Raw genomic sequence first — 17,982 nt, 5'->3', positions numbered from 1 at the left:
AAACCCGTTTATCGCACAAGGCTTTATAAGTGCCTGCATACTTCAAATCAGGGAATTGCTTGGTCAACCCTTTGACATGGGCTTCATAAATAACGGTTTTACCCCACGGTATTTCCGGACGGCAATCTTTGGCCCAATTAAATCGGCTGCGTCCGACCACGACGCTTTTGGGTGCAACGGTGGCATTGTCGCGTTCATCTTCCGGCCTGAACCATGCCATTTCTTCGGCGTTACGGTAGCTTGGTTTACCGTCAATTTTTTTGGAATACGGGTCAATCAGCAATTTATTGGGATTGAAACATGAGCCATATTCTGCGTTTTCACGTCCATACACGCGGAAACCGTATCGCTGCCCTGCCTTAACATCCGGCACAAATCCGTAAAATACCGAACCGCGCCGTGAAGGCATCTCCAAACGGGTTTCTTTATCCTTATCAAACAGACACAATTCGACCTTTTCGGCATTGATGGAAAACAAGGTAAAATTCGCGCCCTTACTTGTCAGGGTTGCGCCCATGGGATAAGGCTTGCCTTCCTCGATATGCCATGATTTGGCAGACATAGAATGATTCCTTGGTATGTATTTGGTTGCGTGTCCAATATAAGGCCGTCTGAAAACCTTTCAGACGGCCTTGAGTCATATTGATACCACTATCTTTTAATTTTCAGCTGATTGGGCAGGCAGGATGCCCACCCTCAAAGTTGATTTACGCTTCTTCTTTGACTGCCGCCTGATACAGGTAAACGGTTGCCAACGGCGGTACGGTCACAGACAAGGAATTAGGTTTGCTATGCGACCAAACTTCTTCTGTCTCCACCGTTGCACCGGCAGAAACGCCGCTGCCTTTGTAAGGCAGGTCGTCCGAATTGAGAATTTCGCGGTATTCGCCGGCGGAATTCACACCGAAGCGGTAGCCTTCGCGTACTACTGGCGTGAAGTTGCTAATAACGATAACGCGGTTGCCTTCGCGGTCGCGTCGCTCGAAAACGAATACGGAATTGTCGCCGTCATCTGCAACCAGCCACTCAAAGCCTTCAGGCCATTGGTCTAATTGGTAAAGCGGCGCAGTGTCTTTATAGACATGGTTCAACTCGCGCACAAAGTCTTGCACGCCTTTGTGCCAGCCGCCCTCTTGCTCCAGCAGGAACCAATCCAGTCCTTCGTTGTAGTTCCACTCGCGACCTTGTGCAAACTCGCTGCCCATAAACAAAAGTTTTTTGCCGGGGAAGCCGTACATAAAGCCGTAGTAGGCGCGCAGGTTGGCAAATTGTTGCCAGCAGTCGCCGGGCATCCGTCCGAGCAGCGAGCGTTTGCCGTGCACGACTTCATCGTGTGAAAGTGGCAGGACGAAGTTTTCGCTGTACTGGTACATCATGCCGAAGGTCATTTTGTTGTGGTGATATTTGCGGTTGATGGGGTCTTCCATCATGTAACGCAAGGTATCGTTCATCCAGCCCATATTCCATTTGAAGCTGAAGTTCAAACCTTCTTGACGGGTTACATTGGCGAATGAAGTAGACTCTTCAGCAATTTCAGTCGCAGCCGGAACTTCCTCTTTCAACATGGTGTTGGTATCGCGCAGGAAAGCGATGGCTTCAAGGTTTTCATGGCCGCCGTATTGGTTCGGAATCCACTCGCCATCTTTGCGCGAATAGTTGCGGTAAATCATCGAAGCCACCGCGTCAACGCGGATACCGTCAAAGCCAAAACGTTCTATCCAATACAAAGCATTGCCTTGCAGGAAGTTTTTCACTTCGTTTCTGCCGAAGTTGTAAATCAAAGTGTTCCAGTCTTGATGATAGCCTTCGCGCGGATCGGCGTGTTCATACAGCGCGGTGCCGTCGAATTTGGCAAGCCCGTGGTCATCGGTTGGGAAGTGTCCGACCACCCAGTCGAGGATAACGCTGATACCCTCGTCGTGCGCGGCTTTAATCAGGGCGCGCAATTCTTCCGGAGAACCGAAACGGCTGGTCGGCGCATACAAACCGGTTGCCTGATAGCCCCATGAGCCGTCAAACGGATATTCGGAAACAGGCAGAAATTCAATATGGGTAAAGCCCATGTCTTTGACGTATGCGACCAATTCTTTGGCAAGCTCTTCGTAAGTCAGCCAAAAGTTGTTTTCCGGATTGCGTTTCCACGAACCCAAATGCACTTCATAAATGCTGATCGGCGCATCAATGGCGTTGGCACGGGCGCGGAAGGCCGGTTCTTCCACTTCGTCAGGCAAACCACGCACGATAGATGCCGTGGTCGGACGCAGTTCCGCACCGAAGGCATACGGGTCGGCTTTTTCGCGTACATTACCGTTGGCATCGCGGATTTCAAATTTGTATAGGGCATTGAGTTTGACAGCAGGGATGAAGATGTCCCAAATGCCGTTGTCACGGTGGAAACGCATCACATGGCGACGGCCGTCCCAGTTGTTGAACTCGCCGATGACGGAAACGCGTTGCGCATTTGGCGCCCATACGGCAAAGCGTACGCCCTTCACGCCGTCCAACTCGGCAAAATGCGCGCCTAAAGTCTCATAAGGACGCAGGTGTTTACCTTCGGCCAACAGCCAGGAATCCATGTCTTGCAACGCAGAACTGAAATGATAAGGGTCTTCTTCAATCACTGGCTCGGTGTCTTCGGTGTAACGGATACGTAAAGCGTAATCGGGCGCATCATCGGGCAAAACGGCCACAAAGAAACCGCGTTCATCAATTTTTTCAGACGGCACGATGAGTTCGCCGCTGCGGCGGTTCACGATATCCACGCTTACTGCGCCGGGAATCAAAACGCGCACTACTTCATCGCCCTCTGCAAGGCGGTGTCGTCCCAGATAAGCGAACACATCGCTATGGGTGGCAAGAAACAGGCTTTCGACCGTATCGCGCTCGATTTGGTCAAGTTCATGATAAGCCTTGATTTGGCTGTTTGTTTTCATGCGTACCTCGTCAATAATGGCAAGTTGGCCGCCCATGAGGCGGTGTTGTAGGAAATCTTCCAAAGAAACCGGCATTTTTTGCGCCCAGTTCGGATAGCCTTCGGTTACACCCGGGACATTCAGATTGTCGATGACGCCCAGTAGGTTTTCCAGTTGTACGGCGTAAAGCTTGCTGCGGCTCAATGCGCCGTATTTGTGCAAAGCCGCCAGCAAGGTTTCATCGGCTTTTGCCGGCATTTGTACGTCTGCACCCAGACAGCCGGTTTCTTTCAATTTGTCCAGCAAATCGGCTTTATCGTGTTCGCGCTCATCCAAGGCCGTCTGAAAAGCGGCTGCATCAGGCAAAGTACCGAGTTTGAACATCGTATCCAAATCTTTGCCTATCCAATAACCTGCCAAGGGTGCGACATCGTGGGTACTGATGACCGTAATCGCCTGCTCGGGGTATTCGTCAGGTAATTGAAAACCGTTCCAGCCCTTGCTGAAATACATCACTTTGTAGGAGAACACTTGATAGCGGTTGAGCAGATAACGCGCTTGATCGGGTACCGTCCCCAAATCCTCGCCGATAATGACGCAACGGTTGCGCTGGCTTTCCAATGCCAAAATGGCAAAAGTCACTTCGGCATCGTAATGCACATATGCGCCGAAATCTGCTGTTTTATCCTTTAAAACCCACCACAAACGACACAATGCCATCACATGGTCAATCCGCAACACGCCATACAGACGCATATTTTCGCGCAACAGATGGGCAAACTTTTCATAGCCCGTATGCTTCAACATCGACGGATTAAGCGGCGGCAAATCCCAATTCTGCCCTGTCGGCCCTAAAGGATCGGGCGGCGCACCGACCGATACGTCCATACAATAATCTTGGCGGTTTAACCAAGTATCCGCGCTACCTCGCGCCACGCCGACCGCTAAATCGCCGTAAATGCCGAGTTTGACACCGTATTCGGCAGCGGCTTGGTTAACTTCTTGCAATTGCTCCGCGCAAAGCCATTGCAGCCACATATAAAAACGGATTTCCCGCTCATGACTGCGCTCGAATTTTTCTACTGCTTCGCCATCAGGTTGATGAAATTCAGACGGCCATGACTGCCAACCCACTTGTCCAGGACGGCTGTAATACTGGTCCAAAGCCTCAAACAAACCGAAGCCCTGTAAGGCTTTGCCTTTTTCCATCACAAACGATTCAAATGCAGCACGCTCATTTTCCGCGGCTTCACAAGTATCTTGTTCAAATGCATTAAACGCCATTTGCAGCGCATCACGTTTGCATGCCCAAACCGCGGTATAAGTCACCGTTTCCGTGATACGCAAAGCAGCGATGCGCTGACGGATTTTCGGTTGCGCCAGCCAGTTTTTCAGTTGCTCGTTATAAGTAAACGCCCCGACTTTCTCTATATCCAAATAAATCGGATTGAGCCATTCGCGCGAAGAAGGGCTATACGGGCTGGCAAAGGCAGGCTTGCTGGTAAACAAGGCGTGCAAAGGGTTGATACCGACAAAATCCAGCTTTTTCTCTGCAGCATATTTCATCAGGTTCAGCAAATCGGTAAAGTCGCCTATGCCCCAGTTGCGCTCGGAACGCAGGCTGTACAAATGCATGGTCAAACCATTCATCCGTCCGCCATTGGCAAGCAGTTTGGGTTGATAAACCGATTCAGGCGCAACAATCAGGCGTACAAGGCGACATTTGCCGCCGGTCTCGGCCGACAAAGTGTAATAACCGCAAGCCAGTTGGGGCAGCTTAATCCAAAGCGTATCGTTGTCGCCCAGATACAAAGTCAAGGTCTGGCACTCATCCGCCTCATCAATCAATACGACCGCTTCCGCACCATGAAATTCAGACGGCATCTGTAAAGATTCTTCGCCATTTTCATGCGCAACCATCGTATTCAAATAAAGGCCATCTGAATCCGGTTTGCTTTTATCCAAAACAGCAACAATCGATTCCAAAACTTCCGTTTTGGTCACACGATAAGTGCCGTTGATGTCGTGATAACCTAAATCAATACCGGCCTGTACCGCCTGCTGCTCCAATGTTTCACTCATTGTATTCTGCCTGTTTTACCAATATCAGAATCTTAATACAGATTCTGCCGCACCGTGATATGTAATTCATTGTAGTATCAAACAAACCCCATATTTCCCCGCTTGATTTGACCTGAGCCAAAATTTCCTATTTATCTGTCTTGTAAAAACTTAAAGGCCGTCTGAAAAGGAAGGTTTCATTCCTTTTCAGACGGCCTTCATCATGCTTCAAGCCTGATTAGTGGTGGTGATGACCGTGCGGGCCATGTACGTGACCGTGGGCAATTTCTTCCTCAGTCGCATCGCGTACACCTTCAACGGTCGCTTTGAACAATACTTTCATACCGGCCAAAGGATGGTTGCCGTCTACTACGGCTTTACCGTCGGCAACATCGGTTACACGATAAATCAATACATCGCCTGTTTCCGGATCATCGGCTTCAAACATCATGCCGACTTCAACTTCAACAGGAAATACGCTTACATCTTCAATGCGCACCAACTCAGGATCTTGCTCGCCGAAAGCATCATCGGGCGACAAAGCCACTTCGACGGTATCGCCTACATTTTTGCCGTGCAACGCTTCTTCCACCAAAGGGAAAATACCGTCATAACCGCCATGCAAGTAAGCAATCGGCTCTTCGGTTTTGTCCAACAACTGGTTGTTTGCATCGTACATTTCATAATGCAGGGAAACTACGGAATTTTTAACAATAGACATCATGTCGTCCTTAATCAATATTTATAAAGTCAAGTTCAGGCTATTCTATCACAGCTGTAACTAAACAATCGGTTTACCTTAAACAAATACTTTTAGCAAACACAACAAAACCGAAAAAGTCCATATAAAAAACAAAATCGAATGATTCCAATCCATAAAAGTTGCTTTTTCACAACACAAAGTTGCTAAATTACAAAAATTTCCCTAAACGCAAAAACATTCCAAACCCTTAAAACCTATAACAAATAAAAATACACAACTCATTGAATACAATGTATTTTTAAAATCTTCATTAATAATGAATATTTTTAGATGATTTTTCGCGCGCCAATATGATTTACATTATTTTCACTATTTTCGTATTGATTTTAGCCGGCAAACGGTTACGCAACGTTGCATTGACCTATCCCGTGGGGCATAATATTGAAAAATTCAGCAATGAATTTCTACTGTATAGGCCGTCTGACGGCTATTTTTAGTTTAAATCGATTTAAAAAAGGTTCTTAAAAATGAAAAAATCTCTGTTCGCTGCTGCTTTGTTGTCTTTAGCTTTGGCCGCTTGTGGCGGTGCTGATAAAGCTGCTGAAACTGCTGCTTCTGCCGCTTCTGCTGCTTCCGAAGCCGCTGCATCTGCTACTGAAGCTGCTGCATCTGCTACTGAAGCTGCCGCTTCTGCTGCTACCGAAGCTACTGAAGCTGCTGCATCTGCTACTGAAGCCGCTGCTTCTGCTGCTTCTGAAGCTGCTAAATAATATTCTTTTGAATATAAGAAAAGCAGGATACCATTGCGTATCCTGCTTTTTTACATTCCTCACACTCCCCTTCCCGACTTTTCCGCCTGACTGCCATGCACCTTCACGACCGTTTTGCAACGTTTCTTTCCGCCTCTGAAATCATCGAAGCCACTCCGGCCTTGTTAAACGACCAACGCCGCCGTTTTGTTTCTTCGCCGGATATTGTCTTACAGCCGAACTCTGTCGAAAGCGTGCAGAAAATCATGCGTTTCTGTTTTGAAAACCGCATCCGCGTCACCCCGCAAGGTGGCAATACCGGATTATGCGGCGCAACGGTAACCACCGAGGGCGTACTGCTCAACCTCTCCAAGCTAAACCGTATCCGTGATATCAACCTTGCCGACAACAGCATGACGGTTGAAGCTGGAGTAATTTTGCAAAATGCTCAAAAGGCGGCAGCCGAAGCCGGACGACTGTTTCCACTCAGCCTTGCCAGCGAAGGCTCTTGCCAAATCGGCGGCAATATCGCCTGTAATGCCGGCGGTTTGAATGTCTTGCGTTACGGCAGCATGCGTGATTTGGTATTGGGTTTGGAAGTCGTTTTACCAAACGGCGAACTGGTTTCCCACCTTCAGCCCCTGCACAAAAACACGACCGGCTACGACTTGCGCCATCTTTTTATCGGCAGTGAAGGAACATTGGGCATCATTACCGCCGCCACACTCAAACTCTTTGCCCAGCCCAAAACCAAAGCGACCGCATGGGTAGGTTTAGACGATATTGAATCCGCCGTTTCGCTTTTAACTGCGGTACAAGGCCATTTTGCCGAACGCTTGATCAGCTTCGAGCTGATCAGCCGCTTTGCCCTCGATTTATCTTCGGAATTCAGCCAACTCAAAAAGCCTGCCGACGCGGAATGGCATATTTTGATTGAACTTGCAGATTCCATTCCCGATGCCGGACTGGATGAAAAACTTGCCGAATTTCTCTATCAAAACGGGTGGGAAAACAGTATCTTGGCGCAATCCGAGCAAGAGCGTTCCGACTTATGGACCTTACGTGAAAATATTTCCGCTTCCCAACGCAAACTCGGTACCAGCATCAAACACGACATCGCCGTCCCTATCGCCCAAGTGGCCGCCTTTGTCCGCCAATGCGCCCCTGCCTTGGAAATCCATTTCCCCGGCATACAAATTGTCTGCTTCGGACATTTAGGCGACGGCAGCCTACATTACAATACATTCCTGCCCAACGTATTGAGCAACGAAGCCTACCAATACGAAGACGCCGTCAATACCATTGTTTATGAAAACATCCTTGCCTGCCACGGTACGATTGCCGCAGAACACGGCGTAGGCATCATCAAAAAACATTGGCTGCCCCGCGTACGTACACAGGCCGAACTCGTTCTGATGCATGCTATCAAAAATCAACTTGACCCTTATGGCATCATGAATCCGGGCAAACTCCTGCCTTCTCTGGATTAAGTAATATAAAAAGGCCGTCTGAAACATTTCAGACGGCCTTTTATCTTATCCAAACTATTTCAATGCCGTTTTCCAATCCAATCCGCCCAACGACGGTACCTGTATCACTTCATTGGTATCCAAATTGACCGCTGTCAGCTCTCCGCCCCACAACGCGCCGGTATCCAAAGCAATGACCTGATCGGTATTAACGTAGCCCAATGACGACCAATGTCCAAACACGGTAATATAATCCAAATTCTGCCTATCAGGCGCTTTAAACCAAGGGCGCAGGTAAAGCGGCATTTTTTTTAAAGTGGATTTATATTCGTAATCCAATTCGCCTTTGTACGTCAGCGCACGCATACGGGTAAAGACGTTGATAATCATGCGTAGACGCTCATAGCCTGTCAAATCATCTGTCCACTCGGTCGGCTTGTTGCCGTACATTTTGCCAAAAAATTTCCTGTACTTTTTACCTTGCAATTCATCCTCAGCTTCACGGGCAAGGCTTTCGGCCTTATCAACCGACCATTGAGGCAAAATACCGGCATGCACCATCACATGCCTGTCGCCGCGCACCAAAAGCGGTTGATGACGCAGCCAGTCCAATAGGGATTGACTCTCGGGATGGGTCAAAATCGGCTCAACCGTATCGCTGCGCTTGAGCGTTCCTTCACCGCAACCGACGGCCAAAAGATGTAAATCATGATTGCCCAAAACCATTTGCACGCTGCTGTCATGCTCTTTGGCAAATTTCAGGGTTTCCAATGACTTTGGGCCGCGATTGACAATATCGCCGACCAGCCAAAGGGTGTCCGTACCATGATTAAAGCCGATTTTGGCAAGCAACAAAGTCAGCTCGTCAAAACAGCCTTGAATGTCTCCGATTGCGTAATGTGCCATTATTATTGTTTTCCGTTGTTATTCTTTTCAGACGGCCTCAAGCCCAGCCCAGGCCGTCTGAAAACATCAATTATGCATTTAAAACCAATACTGCCTCTGCTTCAACCTGAACGCCTTTAGGCAGGCTGGCCACGCCAACCGCCGCACGTGCAGGGAAAGGTTGTTCGATAAATTCAGCCATCACTTCATTGAACACGGCAAAGTTAGCCAAATCAGTCAAATAAGCATTGAGTTTGACGATATCATTTAAAGAACCGCCGGCTGCTTCGGCTACGGCTTGCAGGTTTTTAAATACTTGCACGGCTTCTGCCCGGAAGTCGCCATTGCCGACCACAGTCATCGTAGCCGGATCCAAAGGAATCTGACCGCTCATATAAACCGTATCGCCTGCGCGGACTGCTTGGCTGTATGCGCCAATCGCGGCAGGGGCTTTGTCGGTATGAATAATGGTTTTAGACATGATATTCTCCTCAAGTAGAAATGTCAGAAACAGGGGGAAGCTTCGAATTTTACTTTCAACAGAAATACGTTTCAATAAAAGCATTCAATTAATGCGTTTAGCCCGTCTTGTTCTTCCTCGATTTTAAACCTACAATCCCACACATTATTCATTTCAAAGCCGAAATTATTATGTTTTTTGTCTTATCCCCAGCCAAAAACCTCAACGAAAAAGACCCCTCCCCCGTCAGCAGCTTTACCCAGCCCGACCTTCTACCCGAAGCGGAAATCCTGATGCAGGAGTTGCGTCAGCTTGCCCCCCAACAAATCGCCGAGCTGATGCATGTTTCCGACAAAATCGCCCTGCTCAACGCCGAACGCAATGCCGCATGGCACACGCCGTTTACGCCTGAAAACGCCAAACAAGCCGTATTTATGTTCAACGGCGACGTCTATGAAGGCATTGCCGCCGATACGCTCAAACCGAAACAAATCGACTACCTGCAACAACACGTCCGTCTGCTCTCCGGCCTATACGGCGTACTGCGCCCGCTCGACTTGATGCAGCCCTACCGCTTGGAAATGGGCACAGCCTTTACCAACACGCGCGGCAAAAACCTCTACGAATTTTGGGGCGATAAAATCACCGACCTGCTCAACCAAACGCTGAAGCAGGCAGGCAGCGACGTTTTAATCAACCTCGCCTCACAAGAATATTTCAAATCCGTCAACACCAAAAAACTCAACGCACGCCTGATTACGCCGATTTTTAAAGACGAGAAAAACGGCAAATACAAAATCATCAGCTTCTACGCCAAGCGTGCGCGCGGTTTGATGGTGCGCTACGCGGCAGAACACGGCATTACCGAGCCTGAAATGCTCAAAAACTTCGACTACGAAGGCTATTCATTCAATGAAGCAGCTTCAAACGAAGCCGAATGGGTATTCATGCGTAAAGAACAATCTAAATAAAAACAGAATCCTAGATATTTTTTCTAAAATACCTCTTGGCAAAGGCCGTAAGTTCCATTAGTATTACGGCTTCAAGAACGGAAGCGTGGCAGAGCGGTTTAATGCAACGGTCTTGAAAACCGTCGAGGGTTGATAGCCCTCCGTGAGTTCGAATCTCACCGCTTCCGCCATTCTTGATATTTTTTATCCAGTAAAAATGAAATGCGAGACTTGATGATTCAAGTCTTTTTTTATTTTCAAATCCAAAGAATACCCAAGGGCCGTCTGAAACTTTCTATAACGCAGTTTCAGACGGCCTAAAACCTTTAAAACTCCCCCAAATCCCTAAAGTCCTACCCAGACATTTAGGAATTTGAGGGATTTTTGCCAAGGTCTCCGCTTTTCTAATCTTTGCCGTCAATGGTATCTGCCTACCCATCACCAATGCGGAATTTTTGCTCAACCATGTGGGGCTTTTCCTATGCCGACGCGATCGTGCATTTTGCCTCAGAGCCGTGTGCTGCCGTATCATTTGCGGTAGGGTTTGCTGCATATTCTGAGCTGTTGCCAAAGAGTACTGCCGTTGCTTTTATCTTGGAGAAGGTCGCGGTAAACGGCATTATGATGGGGTGTCATTCGATGATGGTGTGGTGGTAGGACAGGTCTTGAATGTGATATCGTTCTTCTTGGGTCAGTTGAGTGTCGCTCAGGGTAATCTTTCTTATAGGAAAGGCTGTATGCTGCTACATACCGAACTTTTCCGTTATGGAAAGTTTGCCCTTCAAATCCGAATCTGCTGGCCTCTATTTATCATTATTTAATCGCTACAAGGATATTTAAATGAAACGGGAAACCATTGCCCTGCATGCAGGCTATCAATCCGAACCAACTACCAAATCCGCTGCTGTCCCCATTTACCAAACCACTTCCTACACTTTCGACAACACGCAACACGGCGCAGACTTGTTCAACCTTGATGTAGCGGGCAATATCTACACCCGTATGATGAATCCGACCACTGCCGTTTTGGAAGAACGCGTTGCCCGTTTGGAAGGCGGTATCGCCGCATTGGCTGTCGCCAGCGGTATGGCGGCAATTACCTATGCCGTTCAAACCTTGGCTGAAGCAGGCGACAACATCATTGCAACCAAAACCCTCTACGGCGGCACATACAATTTCTTTGCTCACAGCCTGCCGCGCCAAGGCATAGAAGTACGCTTTATCGATCCGGCCAAACCCGAAGAAATCGCCGCCAATACCGACAGCCGCACCAAACTGGTGTATTGCGAATCTATCGGCAATCCTGCCATCAATGTCGTTGATATTCCAGCATTCGCCCAAGCCGCGCACGCTCAAGGGCTACCACTAATGGTGGACAACACCGTTGCTACGCCTACATTGTTCCGCCCGATAGAACACGGAGCCGACATTGTTATCCAATCTCTGACAAAATACATCGGCGGCCACGGCACAACGATTGGCGGTGCCATTATCGACGGCGGCAAATTCCAATGGGCAGGCAATCCGCGTTTTGAAAAAACCTTCAATCAGCCTGATCCGTCTTACCACGGCGTAAACTACTGCGAACATTTTGGTGCGGCAGCCTATATCGCCCGTGCCCGTGTCGTCCCATTGCGTAATACCGGTGCCGCCCTGTCTCCGCACAGCGCATTTTTACTGCTTCAAGGTTTGGAAACCCTCGCCCTGCGTATGGAACGTCATTGCGAAAACGCCCTAAAAGTAGCCGAATTCTTAAAGAAACATCCGCGGGTCGAATGGGTGAACTATCCTGCACTGCCTGACAGTCCGTATAAAGCTTTGATTGACCGCGACTACGGCGGAAAAGCCTCAGGTTTGCTGAGTTTTGGTATTAAAGGCGGTCGTGAAGCCGGCGCGAAATTCATTGACGCACTGCAACTCTTCCTGCGTTTGGTGAATATCGGCGATGCCAAATCGCTGGCTACCCATCCTGCCACAACGACCCACCGTCAGCTTGACGATGCAGAACTCGCCGCAGCAGGCGTCAGCCCCGACATGGTACGCCTGAGCGTGGGTATCGAGCATATCGACGATTTGCTTGCCGACTTGGCGCAGGCATTGGATGCCGTACAGGCATAAGCAATCGCTCATTAGATGAAAAAAGCCTCCGCTTAAAAAGGCCGTCTGAAAATTTCTTTTCAGACGGCCTTTTCCTTTTCTACAAATCAAATGCGGCGTTAATCAAACGTTTGGTGTAATCGTTTTGCGGATGGTGGAAAATCTGATCCGCGCTGCCGTACTCAACCATTTCGCCCTGCTTCATCACGATCACATTATCGCTAACGGCGCGCACGACAGACAAATCATGACTGATGAACATATAAGTCAGGCCGTATTTCTTTTGCAAATCGCGCAAAAGCTCGACTACTTTGGATTGTACGGAACGGTCAAGTGCAGAAGTCGGCTCGTCCAAAAGAATGAATTTCGGGCGCAGGATAACGGCGCGTGCAATAGCTATACGCTGACGCTGGCCGCCGGAGAATTCATGCGGATAACGGTTGAGCGCGTCAAGCGGCAGGGACACTTCCTTCATGACTTCCAAAACGCGCTGGATACGTTCTTTTTTAGTCATCTCAGGATGATGAACCGTCAAACCTTCACCAATAATTTCACCAACTGTAAGGCGTGGGGAAAGCGAACCGAACGGATCTTGGAACACAATTTGCCGTTGCGATTTCAGACGGCATGCTTCCTCGGCTGTATAGTTTTTCAGGTCTTTGCCTTCAAAGAAGATATGGCCGGTATAAGGCAGCATCTGCATGACGGCTTTGCCCAGCGTGGATTTTCCGGAACCGGACTCGCCGACAACGCCCAATGTTTCCCCTTCTTTTATTTTGAGGCTGATGCCTTTGACGGCGTCGAAAGTTTTGAGCGGCTTGCCAAAAAAGCTTTGCTTCAATACGAAAGAAACATTGACATTATCGGCATCGATTAACACACCGGCGTTGTTTTCTTCCGGCTCTTTCATGCCTTTGGGAATGGCATTGATGAGTTCGGCGGTATATTCGTGCTTCGGATGGGCAAAAACTTCTTTGATTTTGCCGCGCTCGACAATTTCGCCGTTACGCATGACGCAGACGGTTTTGGAATAGTGTTCCGCCAAACCCAAATCGTGGGTAATGAAGATAATCGCCATGCCCATTTGCTGTTGCAAATCGTGGAGCAAATCGAGAATCTCGGCTTGAATGGTTACATCCAAAGCCGTGGTCGGTTCGTCGGCAATCAGCAGGTCAGGTTCATTAATGAGTGCCATGGCAATCATGATGCGTTGCAGCTGGCCGCCGGAAAACTCGTGTGGATATTGTTTCATGCGGCGTTCGGCTTCTTTGATGCCCACACGCTCCAACAATGCCAATGCCTTCAGCCCTGCTTCTTTGCGGCCGAGCTTTTTATTGTGCACACGCGCCGCTTCAATCAGTTGCGCACCGATACGCATAAACGGATTGAGCGAGGTCATCGGCTCTTGGAAAATCACGCTGATGCGGTTGCCGCGCAAATCACGCAGGGTTTTCTCATCGGCATCCAAAATGGAAATGCCGTCAAAAGTAATGCGCGAATCTTTGCCATAACGGGCAAACTTTTCAGGCAACAGGCGCATAACGGACATAGATGTTACAGACTTGCCCGAGCCGGACTCGCCGACCAAAGCCAATGTTTCGCCCTCTGCCACTTTAAAGCTGACATTACGCACGGCGTGCACGTTTTTTTCATGCAATTCAAAATTGATGTCCAGATTTTCTACAACCAGTAACTGTTTTGTCATTTTGATTATCCTTTTGGTTGTGGTTTAGCGGTCTTTCGGGTCGAGCGCATCGCGCAGGCCGTCGCCGATAAAGTTGAAACAGAACAAAGTGGTTACCAAGAAGAAACTCGGCACGAGCAGCTGCCATGGTGCGGCTTCCATCGAAATTGCGCCTTCTTGCAGCATCGAACCCCAACTGGTCATCGGCTCTTGCACACCCAAGCCCAAGAAGCTCAAGAAGGATTCAAACATAATCATGCCCGGTACCAGCAAAGAGGCATACACCATCACCACACCCAAAACATTCGGAATAATGTGGCGCGTTACGATTTTACGTTTTGCCACGCCGCTCACACGTGCCGCTTCGACAAACTCTTTATGCTTCAAGCTCAAGGTTTGGCCGCGCACGATACGCGCCACGTCCAGCCAAGACACCAAACCCACGGCGGCAAAAATCAAAAGCAAGTTGCGGCCGAAGAATGTGGTCAGCAGAATGACGAAAAACATAAACGGAAACGCGTTCAAAATTTCCAAAAAGCGCATCATCAGCGAATCGAGCTTACCGCCGATAAAGCCGGCAATCGCGCCATAAAGCGTACCGATGACAACAGCCACCAATGCGCCGGCCACACCGACCAGCAAGGAAATACGTCCGCCGGTTGCCGCACGCGACAGCAAATCGCGGCCGAGCAAGTCCGTACCCAGATAGTGATGGGTAGAAAAGGACGGTGGAATCTGCATATTGTCCCAGTCGGTGAAGTCGTAGGTGTAGCGGACAATCCATGGCGCCACAATCACAAAAATGCTGATCAGCAACAGGATGATAATGCTGTACACCGCCGCTTTGTTTTGTTTAAAACGCCGCCATGCATCGCTCCACAGGCTTTTGCCGTGTACTTGGGCGTATTCTGCTGCCTCTGCAAGGGCCTGAGTCTGCTTCTTTTTAAATAACATAATGTTCTCTCTCGCTTTTTATTCTTTCTTCAGACCGTCTGAACGTTTCAGACGGCCTTTGCGCAAATGGGATTAATAACGGATTTTCGGGTCAATAATGGCATACAGAATATCGAGGATGGCGTTGAACAAAATGGTCATAATGCCGACCAAAATCGTCAAACCCAAAATCATGCCGTAGTCGCGGTTGAGCGCGCCGTTGACAAATAATTGTCCGACGCCGGGAATACCGAACACGTTTTCAATCACAATGGAGCCGGTGATGATGCCGACGAATGCCGGGCCTAAGAAAGAAACAATCGGCAACATAGCTGGGCGCAGCGCATGGCGCAGGATGATGCGGCTCATGGGCAGGCCTTTGGCGCGTGCCGTGCGGATAAAGGGGCTGTTCAATACTTCAATCATCGCGCCGCGCGTAATCCGCGCGATACTGGACACATAACCGATGGACAAAGTAACGACGGGCAAAATCAGGTTCATCAGTGCGCCATCGTTCCAGCCGCCCGCAGGCAGCCATTGCAGTCTGACGGCAAACACCAGCACCAATACCGGCGCCATCACAAAACTGGGGACAACGATACCGGTCATCGCACCGCTCATCAGCGAATAATCCAGCCAACTGTTTTGTTTTAAGGCGGCGATGATACCGATAAACATGCCGAAGATGGCGGCAATCAAAAAGGCGTAGAAGCCAAGTTCTGCCGATACCGGCAGGGATTGGGCAAGCAACTCATTAACGCTGAAATCTTTATATTTGAACGACGGCCCCAAATCCCCCTGCGCCAACTGCTTGAGGTAGTGGAAATATTGGAGGTACATCGGATCATTGAGGTGGTATTTGGCTTCGATGTTGGCCATGACCGCAGGCGGCAGATTGCGTTCGCCTGTGAACGGGCTGCCCGGTGCGAGCCGCATCAGGAAAAACGATACGGTAATCAACACCAGCATGGTCGGGATGGAAGCACATATCCGTTTGATGATGAATTTCAACATAATCAGGCTGTCCTGTCTGAACATACCGGACTCGTGAAAACAAGCTGACCTGAAGCGGAAATCGGATGAATGGCAGCAGGCGTCTGTAACGTCGCCGCGCCGGTTTCTCTCTCTATTCCGACCGGGTTATTGTTTTTATTCGGAGTCGGGTAAGGTTTTTTAGTTTTTAGATAATTATTGTTATAAGGCCGTCTGAAACTTTGTATCCGCCGTTTCAGACGGCCTTTCAAGTTAACGCGCCAAAGGTTCGGTGCGTTCAATCAGCCATGCTTTGGCCGCGCCTTCTGTCAAAGGCTCAAGACGGCGGCGCACTTCGGCGTGATATTGGTTCAGCCATTCGATTTCGCTGCCGGTCATCAGTTTGGTATCAATCAGGCGCGTATCGATTGGGCAGAGGGTAACGGTTTCAAAATACAGGAATTTGCCAAACTCAGTTTCCTCAGGGTTTTCAACCGGACGATTGATTACCAAACTTTCGATACGGATACCCCACTTGCCCGGACGGTAAAGACCCGGCTCGTTAGAGGTCAGCATGCCTGACTTCATCGCGTGATGCGGTTGCGGTACGGCGGCAACGGCAATGCTTTGCGGGCCTTCATGCACATTGAGGAAATAGCCCACGCCATGGCCGGTACCGTGACCGTAATCGCATTGCGCCTGCCAGAGTGATTTGCGGCAGATGGCATCAATCATCGGGCCTTTGATGTTTTCAGGGAAAATGGTTTCCGCCAGAGAAATATGAGCTTTCAGCACCAAAGTGTAATCGCGCTTCATGGCCGCACTCGGATTGCCGACGGGCACCACGCGCGTGATGTCGGTCGTACCACCCCAATATTGGCCGCCGGAGTCAATCAGCAGCATACCGTCGCCTTTGATTTTGCTGTTGTTTTCCGGTGTCGCGCTGTAATGAGGCAAGGCGGCATTGGCATTGTAGCCGGCGATGGTGTCGAAACTTGGCGAAATAAAGCCGGGACGTTGGCTGCGGTGTTTGTAGAGCATGCCGTCGATGTCCAACTCGCTCAATTCGCCGCCGTCTGCCAAGATTTGTTCAAACTCGGCAAAGAAGCCGCACAATGCTGCGCCGTCTTCCGCCATGGTATTGCGGATATGGGCGATGTCGGCATCAGATTTGACTGATTTGAAGAATGTGCTTGGGTGGATGGCTTCAATCAAACGAACGTCTTCAGGCAGGCGGCGCAAAGTACCGACGGCGGTTTTGTTCGGATCAATCAGCAATGCGCCCTTAACGCCAGCCAAATAGTCTGCCGCTTGCGCATAAGGCAACACTTCAAAACCTGCCGCTTTCAAAGCTTCGGCAGATTCGGCTTTCAGACGGCCTGCATCGGTAAACAATACGGCTTTGTCTTGGCTGATAAACAGATGAGATAAGAACACAGGGTTGAACGGCACATCGTCGCCGCGCAGATTGGTAATCCAAGCGATGTCGTCCAAAGAAGAAACCAAATGCGCATCTGCGCCCTGCTCCTTCATGGCCGCACGGATACGGGCCAGTTTTTCGGCCGCAGTTTCGGAAACGTAATCGGGATGGTGAACGTAGATTTCCTGAGTCGGCAATGCAGGACGGTCGTCCCACACTTCGTCCAACAAGGTTTCTGGGTATTCAAGGCGGATGTTTTTGGCGGCAAGTGCCTGTTTCAAACCGCGCTCGCCGCTGAGTGCGAACATATCGGCAGGCGCGCCGACTACTGCGCCCTCGGGCAGATTTTGTGCCAGCCACTCGGTATAAGGCGCATCAACGCCCATTTTTTGCAGCTCGATGCCGTTTGGCGCAAGCTGTTGGCCGGCCTGTTCCCAATAGCGGCTGTCCGTCCACACGCCTGCTTTATCGGCGGTTACCACCAAAGTGCCGGCCGAACCGGTAAAGCCGGAAAAATCGCGGCGTGCCTGCCAATGCTCGGGCAGGTATTCGGAAAGGTGTGGATCGGCGGAAGGAATGACAAACGCGTCCACGCCATGTTTTTTCATGGCTTCACGTAAAGCGGACAAACGTTGTTGTACAGATTTCATGTGTTATGTCTCCTATTGTTTCAGACGGCCCCTGTCA

The 17,982-nt window shown here is 49.6% G+C and carries 12 protein-coding genes, 1 tRNA gene and 2 pseudogenes; 5 read left to right on the top strand and 10 right to left on the bottom strand.

Going from position 1 to position 17,982, the window contains the following annotated elements; all coding sequences use genetic code 11:
- The 3 genes and pseudogenes from HMPREF2696_RS09370 to HMPREF2696_RS09360 form a co-directional block, all read right to left on the bottom strand.
- Positions 1-562 (bottom strand): annotated as a pseudogene (locus tag HMPREF2696_RS09370) (glycogen debranching enzyme); the annotation flags it as partial.
- 145 nt (positions 563-707) lie between these two features.
- Positions 708-4,994 (bottom strand): 1,4-alpha-glucan branching protein GlgB, encoded by a 4,287-nt coding sequence (gene glgB, locus HMPREF2696_RS09365; RefSeq protein WP_004519500.1) that lies wholly within the window; start codon positions 4,992-4,994, stop codon positions 708-710.
- A gap of 217 nt (positions 4,995-5,211) precedes the next feature.
- Positions 5,212-5,694, bottom strand: a complete 483-nt coding sequence (locus HMPREF2696_RS09360; protein ID WP_003683125.1) for an FKBP-type peptidyl-prolyl cis-trans isomerase — start codon at positions 5,692-5,694, stop codon at positions 5,212-5,214.
- Between the two features lie 509 nt (positions 5,695-6,203).
- On the opposite strand from HMPREF2696_RS09360, the gene HMPREF2696_RS09355 reads away from it, so the two are divergent.
- Together HMPREF2696_RS09355 and HMPREF2696_RS09350 are read left to right on the top strand one after the other, a co-directional pair.
- Entirely contained in the window at positions 6,204-6,446 is a 243-nt protein-coding gene (locus tag HMPREF2696_RS09355) for a hypothetical protein (protein WP_070588359.1), read from the top strand.
- Between the two features lie 95 nt (positions 6,447-6,541).
- Positions 6,542-7,915: an FAD-binding oxidoreductase gene (locus HMPREF2696_RS09350; protein ID WP_004519497.1), complete on the top strand. Its 1,374-nt coding sequence runs from the start codon at positions 6,542-6,544 to the stop codon at positions 7,913-7,915.
- Between the two features lie 54 nt (positions 7,916-7,969).
- Here the strand turns inward: HMPREF2696_RS09350 and HMPREF2696_RS09345 are convergent, their stop codons facing one another.
- Both HMPREF2696_RS09345 and HMPREF2696_RS09340 read right to left on the bottom strand, forming a co-directional pair.
- Complete coding sequence (locus tag HMPREF2696_RS09345) at positions 7,970-8,800, bottom strand: symmetrical bis(5'-nucleosyl)-tetraphosphatase (RefSeq protein ID WP_004519496.1); 831 nt, start codon at positions 8,798-8,800, stop codon at positions 7,970-7,972.
- Between the two features lie 70 nt (positions 8,801-8,870).
- The gene (locus HMPREF2696_RS09340) at positions 8,871-9,260 is read right to left on the bottom strand and encodes a RidA family protein (protein ID WP_003746001.1); all 390 of its coding nucleotides are present in this window, start codon (positions 9,258-9,260) and stop codon (positions 8,871-8,873) included.
- A gap of 170 nt (positions 9,261-9,430) precedes the next feature.
- On the opposite strand from HMPREF2696_RS09340, the gene yaaA reads away from it, so the two are divergent.
- Positions 9,431-10,210 (top strand): peroxide stress protein YaaA, encoded by a 780-nt coding sequence (gene yaaA, locus HMPREF2696_RS09335; protein WP_049335610.1) that lies wholly within the window; start codon positions 9,431-9,433, stop codon positions 10,208-10,210.
- Positions 10,211-10,289: 79 nt separating this feature from the next.
- Positions 10,290-10,380 (top strand) — tRNA-Ser (locus tag HMPREF2696_RS09330).
- A 243-nt stretch (positions 10,381-10,623) separates the two neighbouring features.
- On the opposite strand, the pseudogene HMPREF2696_RS11860 reads toward HMPREF2696_RS09330, so the two are convergent.
- A pseudogene (locus tag HMPREF2696_RS11860) lies at positions 10,624-10,834 on the bottom strand (IS30 family transposase); the annotation flags it as partial.
- Between the two features lie 195 nt (positions 10,835-11,029).
- Here HMPREF2696_RS11860 and HMPREF2696_RS09320 point away from each other — a divergent pair.
- Positions 11,030-12,307 (top strand): O-acetylhomoserine aminocarboxypropyltransferase/cysteine synthase family protein, encoded by a 1,278-nt coding sequence (locus HMPREF2696_RS09320; protein ID WP_049335542.1) that lies wholly within the window; start codon positions 11,030-11,032, stop codon positions 12,305-12,307.
- Between the two features lie 79 nt (positions 12,308-12,386).
- On the opposite strand, the gene HMPREF2696_RS09315 is transcribed toward HMPREF2696_RS09320, so the two are convergent.
- The 4 genes from HMPREF2696_RS09315 to HMPREF2696_RS09300 form a co-directional block, all read right to left on the bottom strand.
- Complete coding sequence (locus HMPREF2696_RS09315; RefSeq protein ID WP_049335541.1) at positions 12,387-13,991, bottom strand: ABC transporter ATP-binding protein; 1,605 nt, start codon at positions 13,989-13,991, stop codon at positions 12,387-12,389.
- 24 nt (positions 13,992-14,015) lie between these two features.
- Complete coding sequence (oppC, locus tag HMPREF2696_RS09310; protein WP_003683112.1) at positions 14,016-14,924, bottom strand: oligopeptide ABC transporter permease OppC; 909 nt, start codon at positions 14,922-14,924, stop codon at positions 14,016-14,018.
- 72 nt (positions 14,925-14,996) lie between these two features.
- Positions 14,997-15,917, bottom strand: a complete 921-nt coding sequence (gene oppB, locus HMPREF2696_RS09305; RefSeq protein ID WP_036472303.1) for an oligopeptide ABC transporter permease OppB — start codon at positions 15,915-15,917, stop codon at positions 14,997-14,999.
- 231 nt (positions 15,918-16,148) lie between these two features.
- Positions 16,149-17,945 (bottom strand): aminopeptidase P family protein, encoded by a 1,797-nt coding sequence (locus HMPREF2696_RS09300; protein ID WP_070588357.1) that lies wholly within the window; start codon positions 17,943-17,945, stop codon positions 16,149-16,151.
- Positions 17,946-17,982 lie beyond the last annotated feature (37 nt).

Origin of the sequence: Neisseria sp. HMSC058F07 (assembly GCF_001810035.1) — a bacterium.
GTDB classification, from domain to species: Bacteria; Pseudomonadota; Gammaproteobacteria; order Burkholderiales; family Neisseriaceae; genus Neisseria; species Neisseria perflava.
The sequence above is the reverse complement of the archived record's forward strand: the minus strand, read 5'-3'. Positions and strand labels throughout refer to the sequence as shown.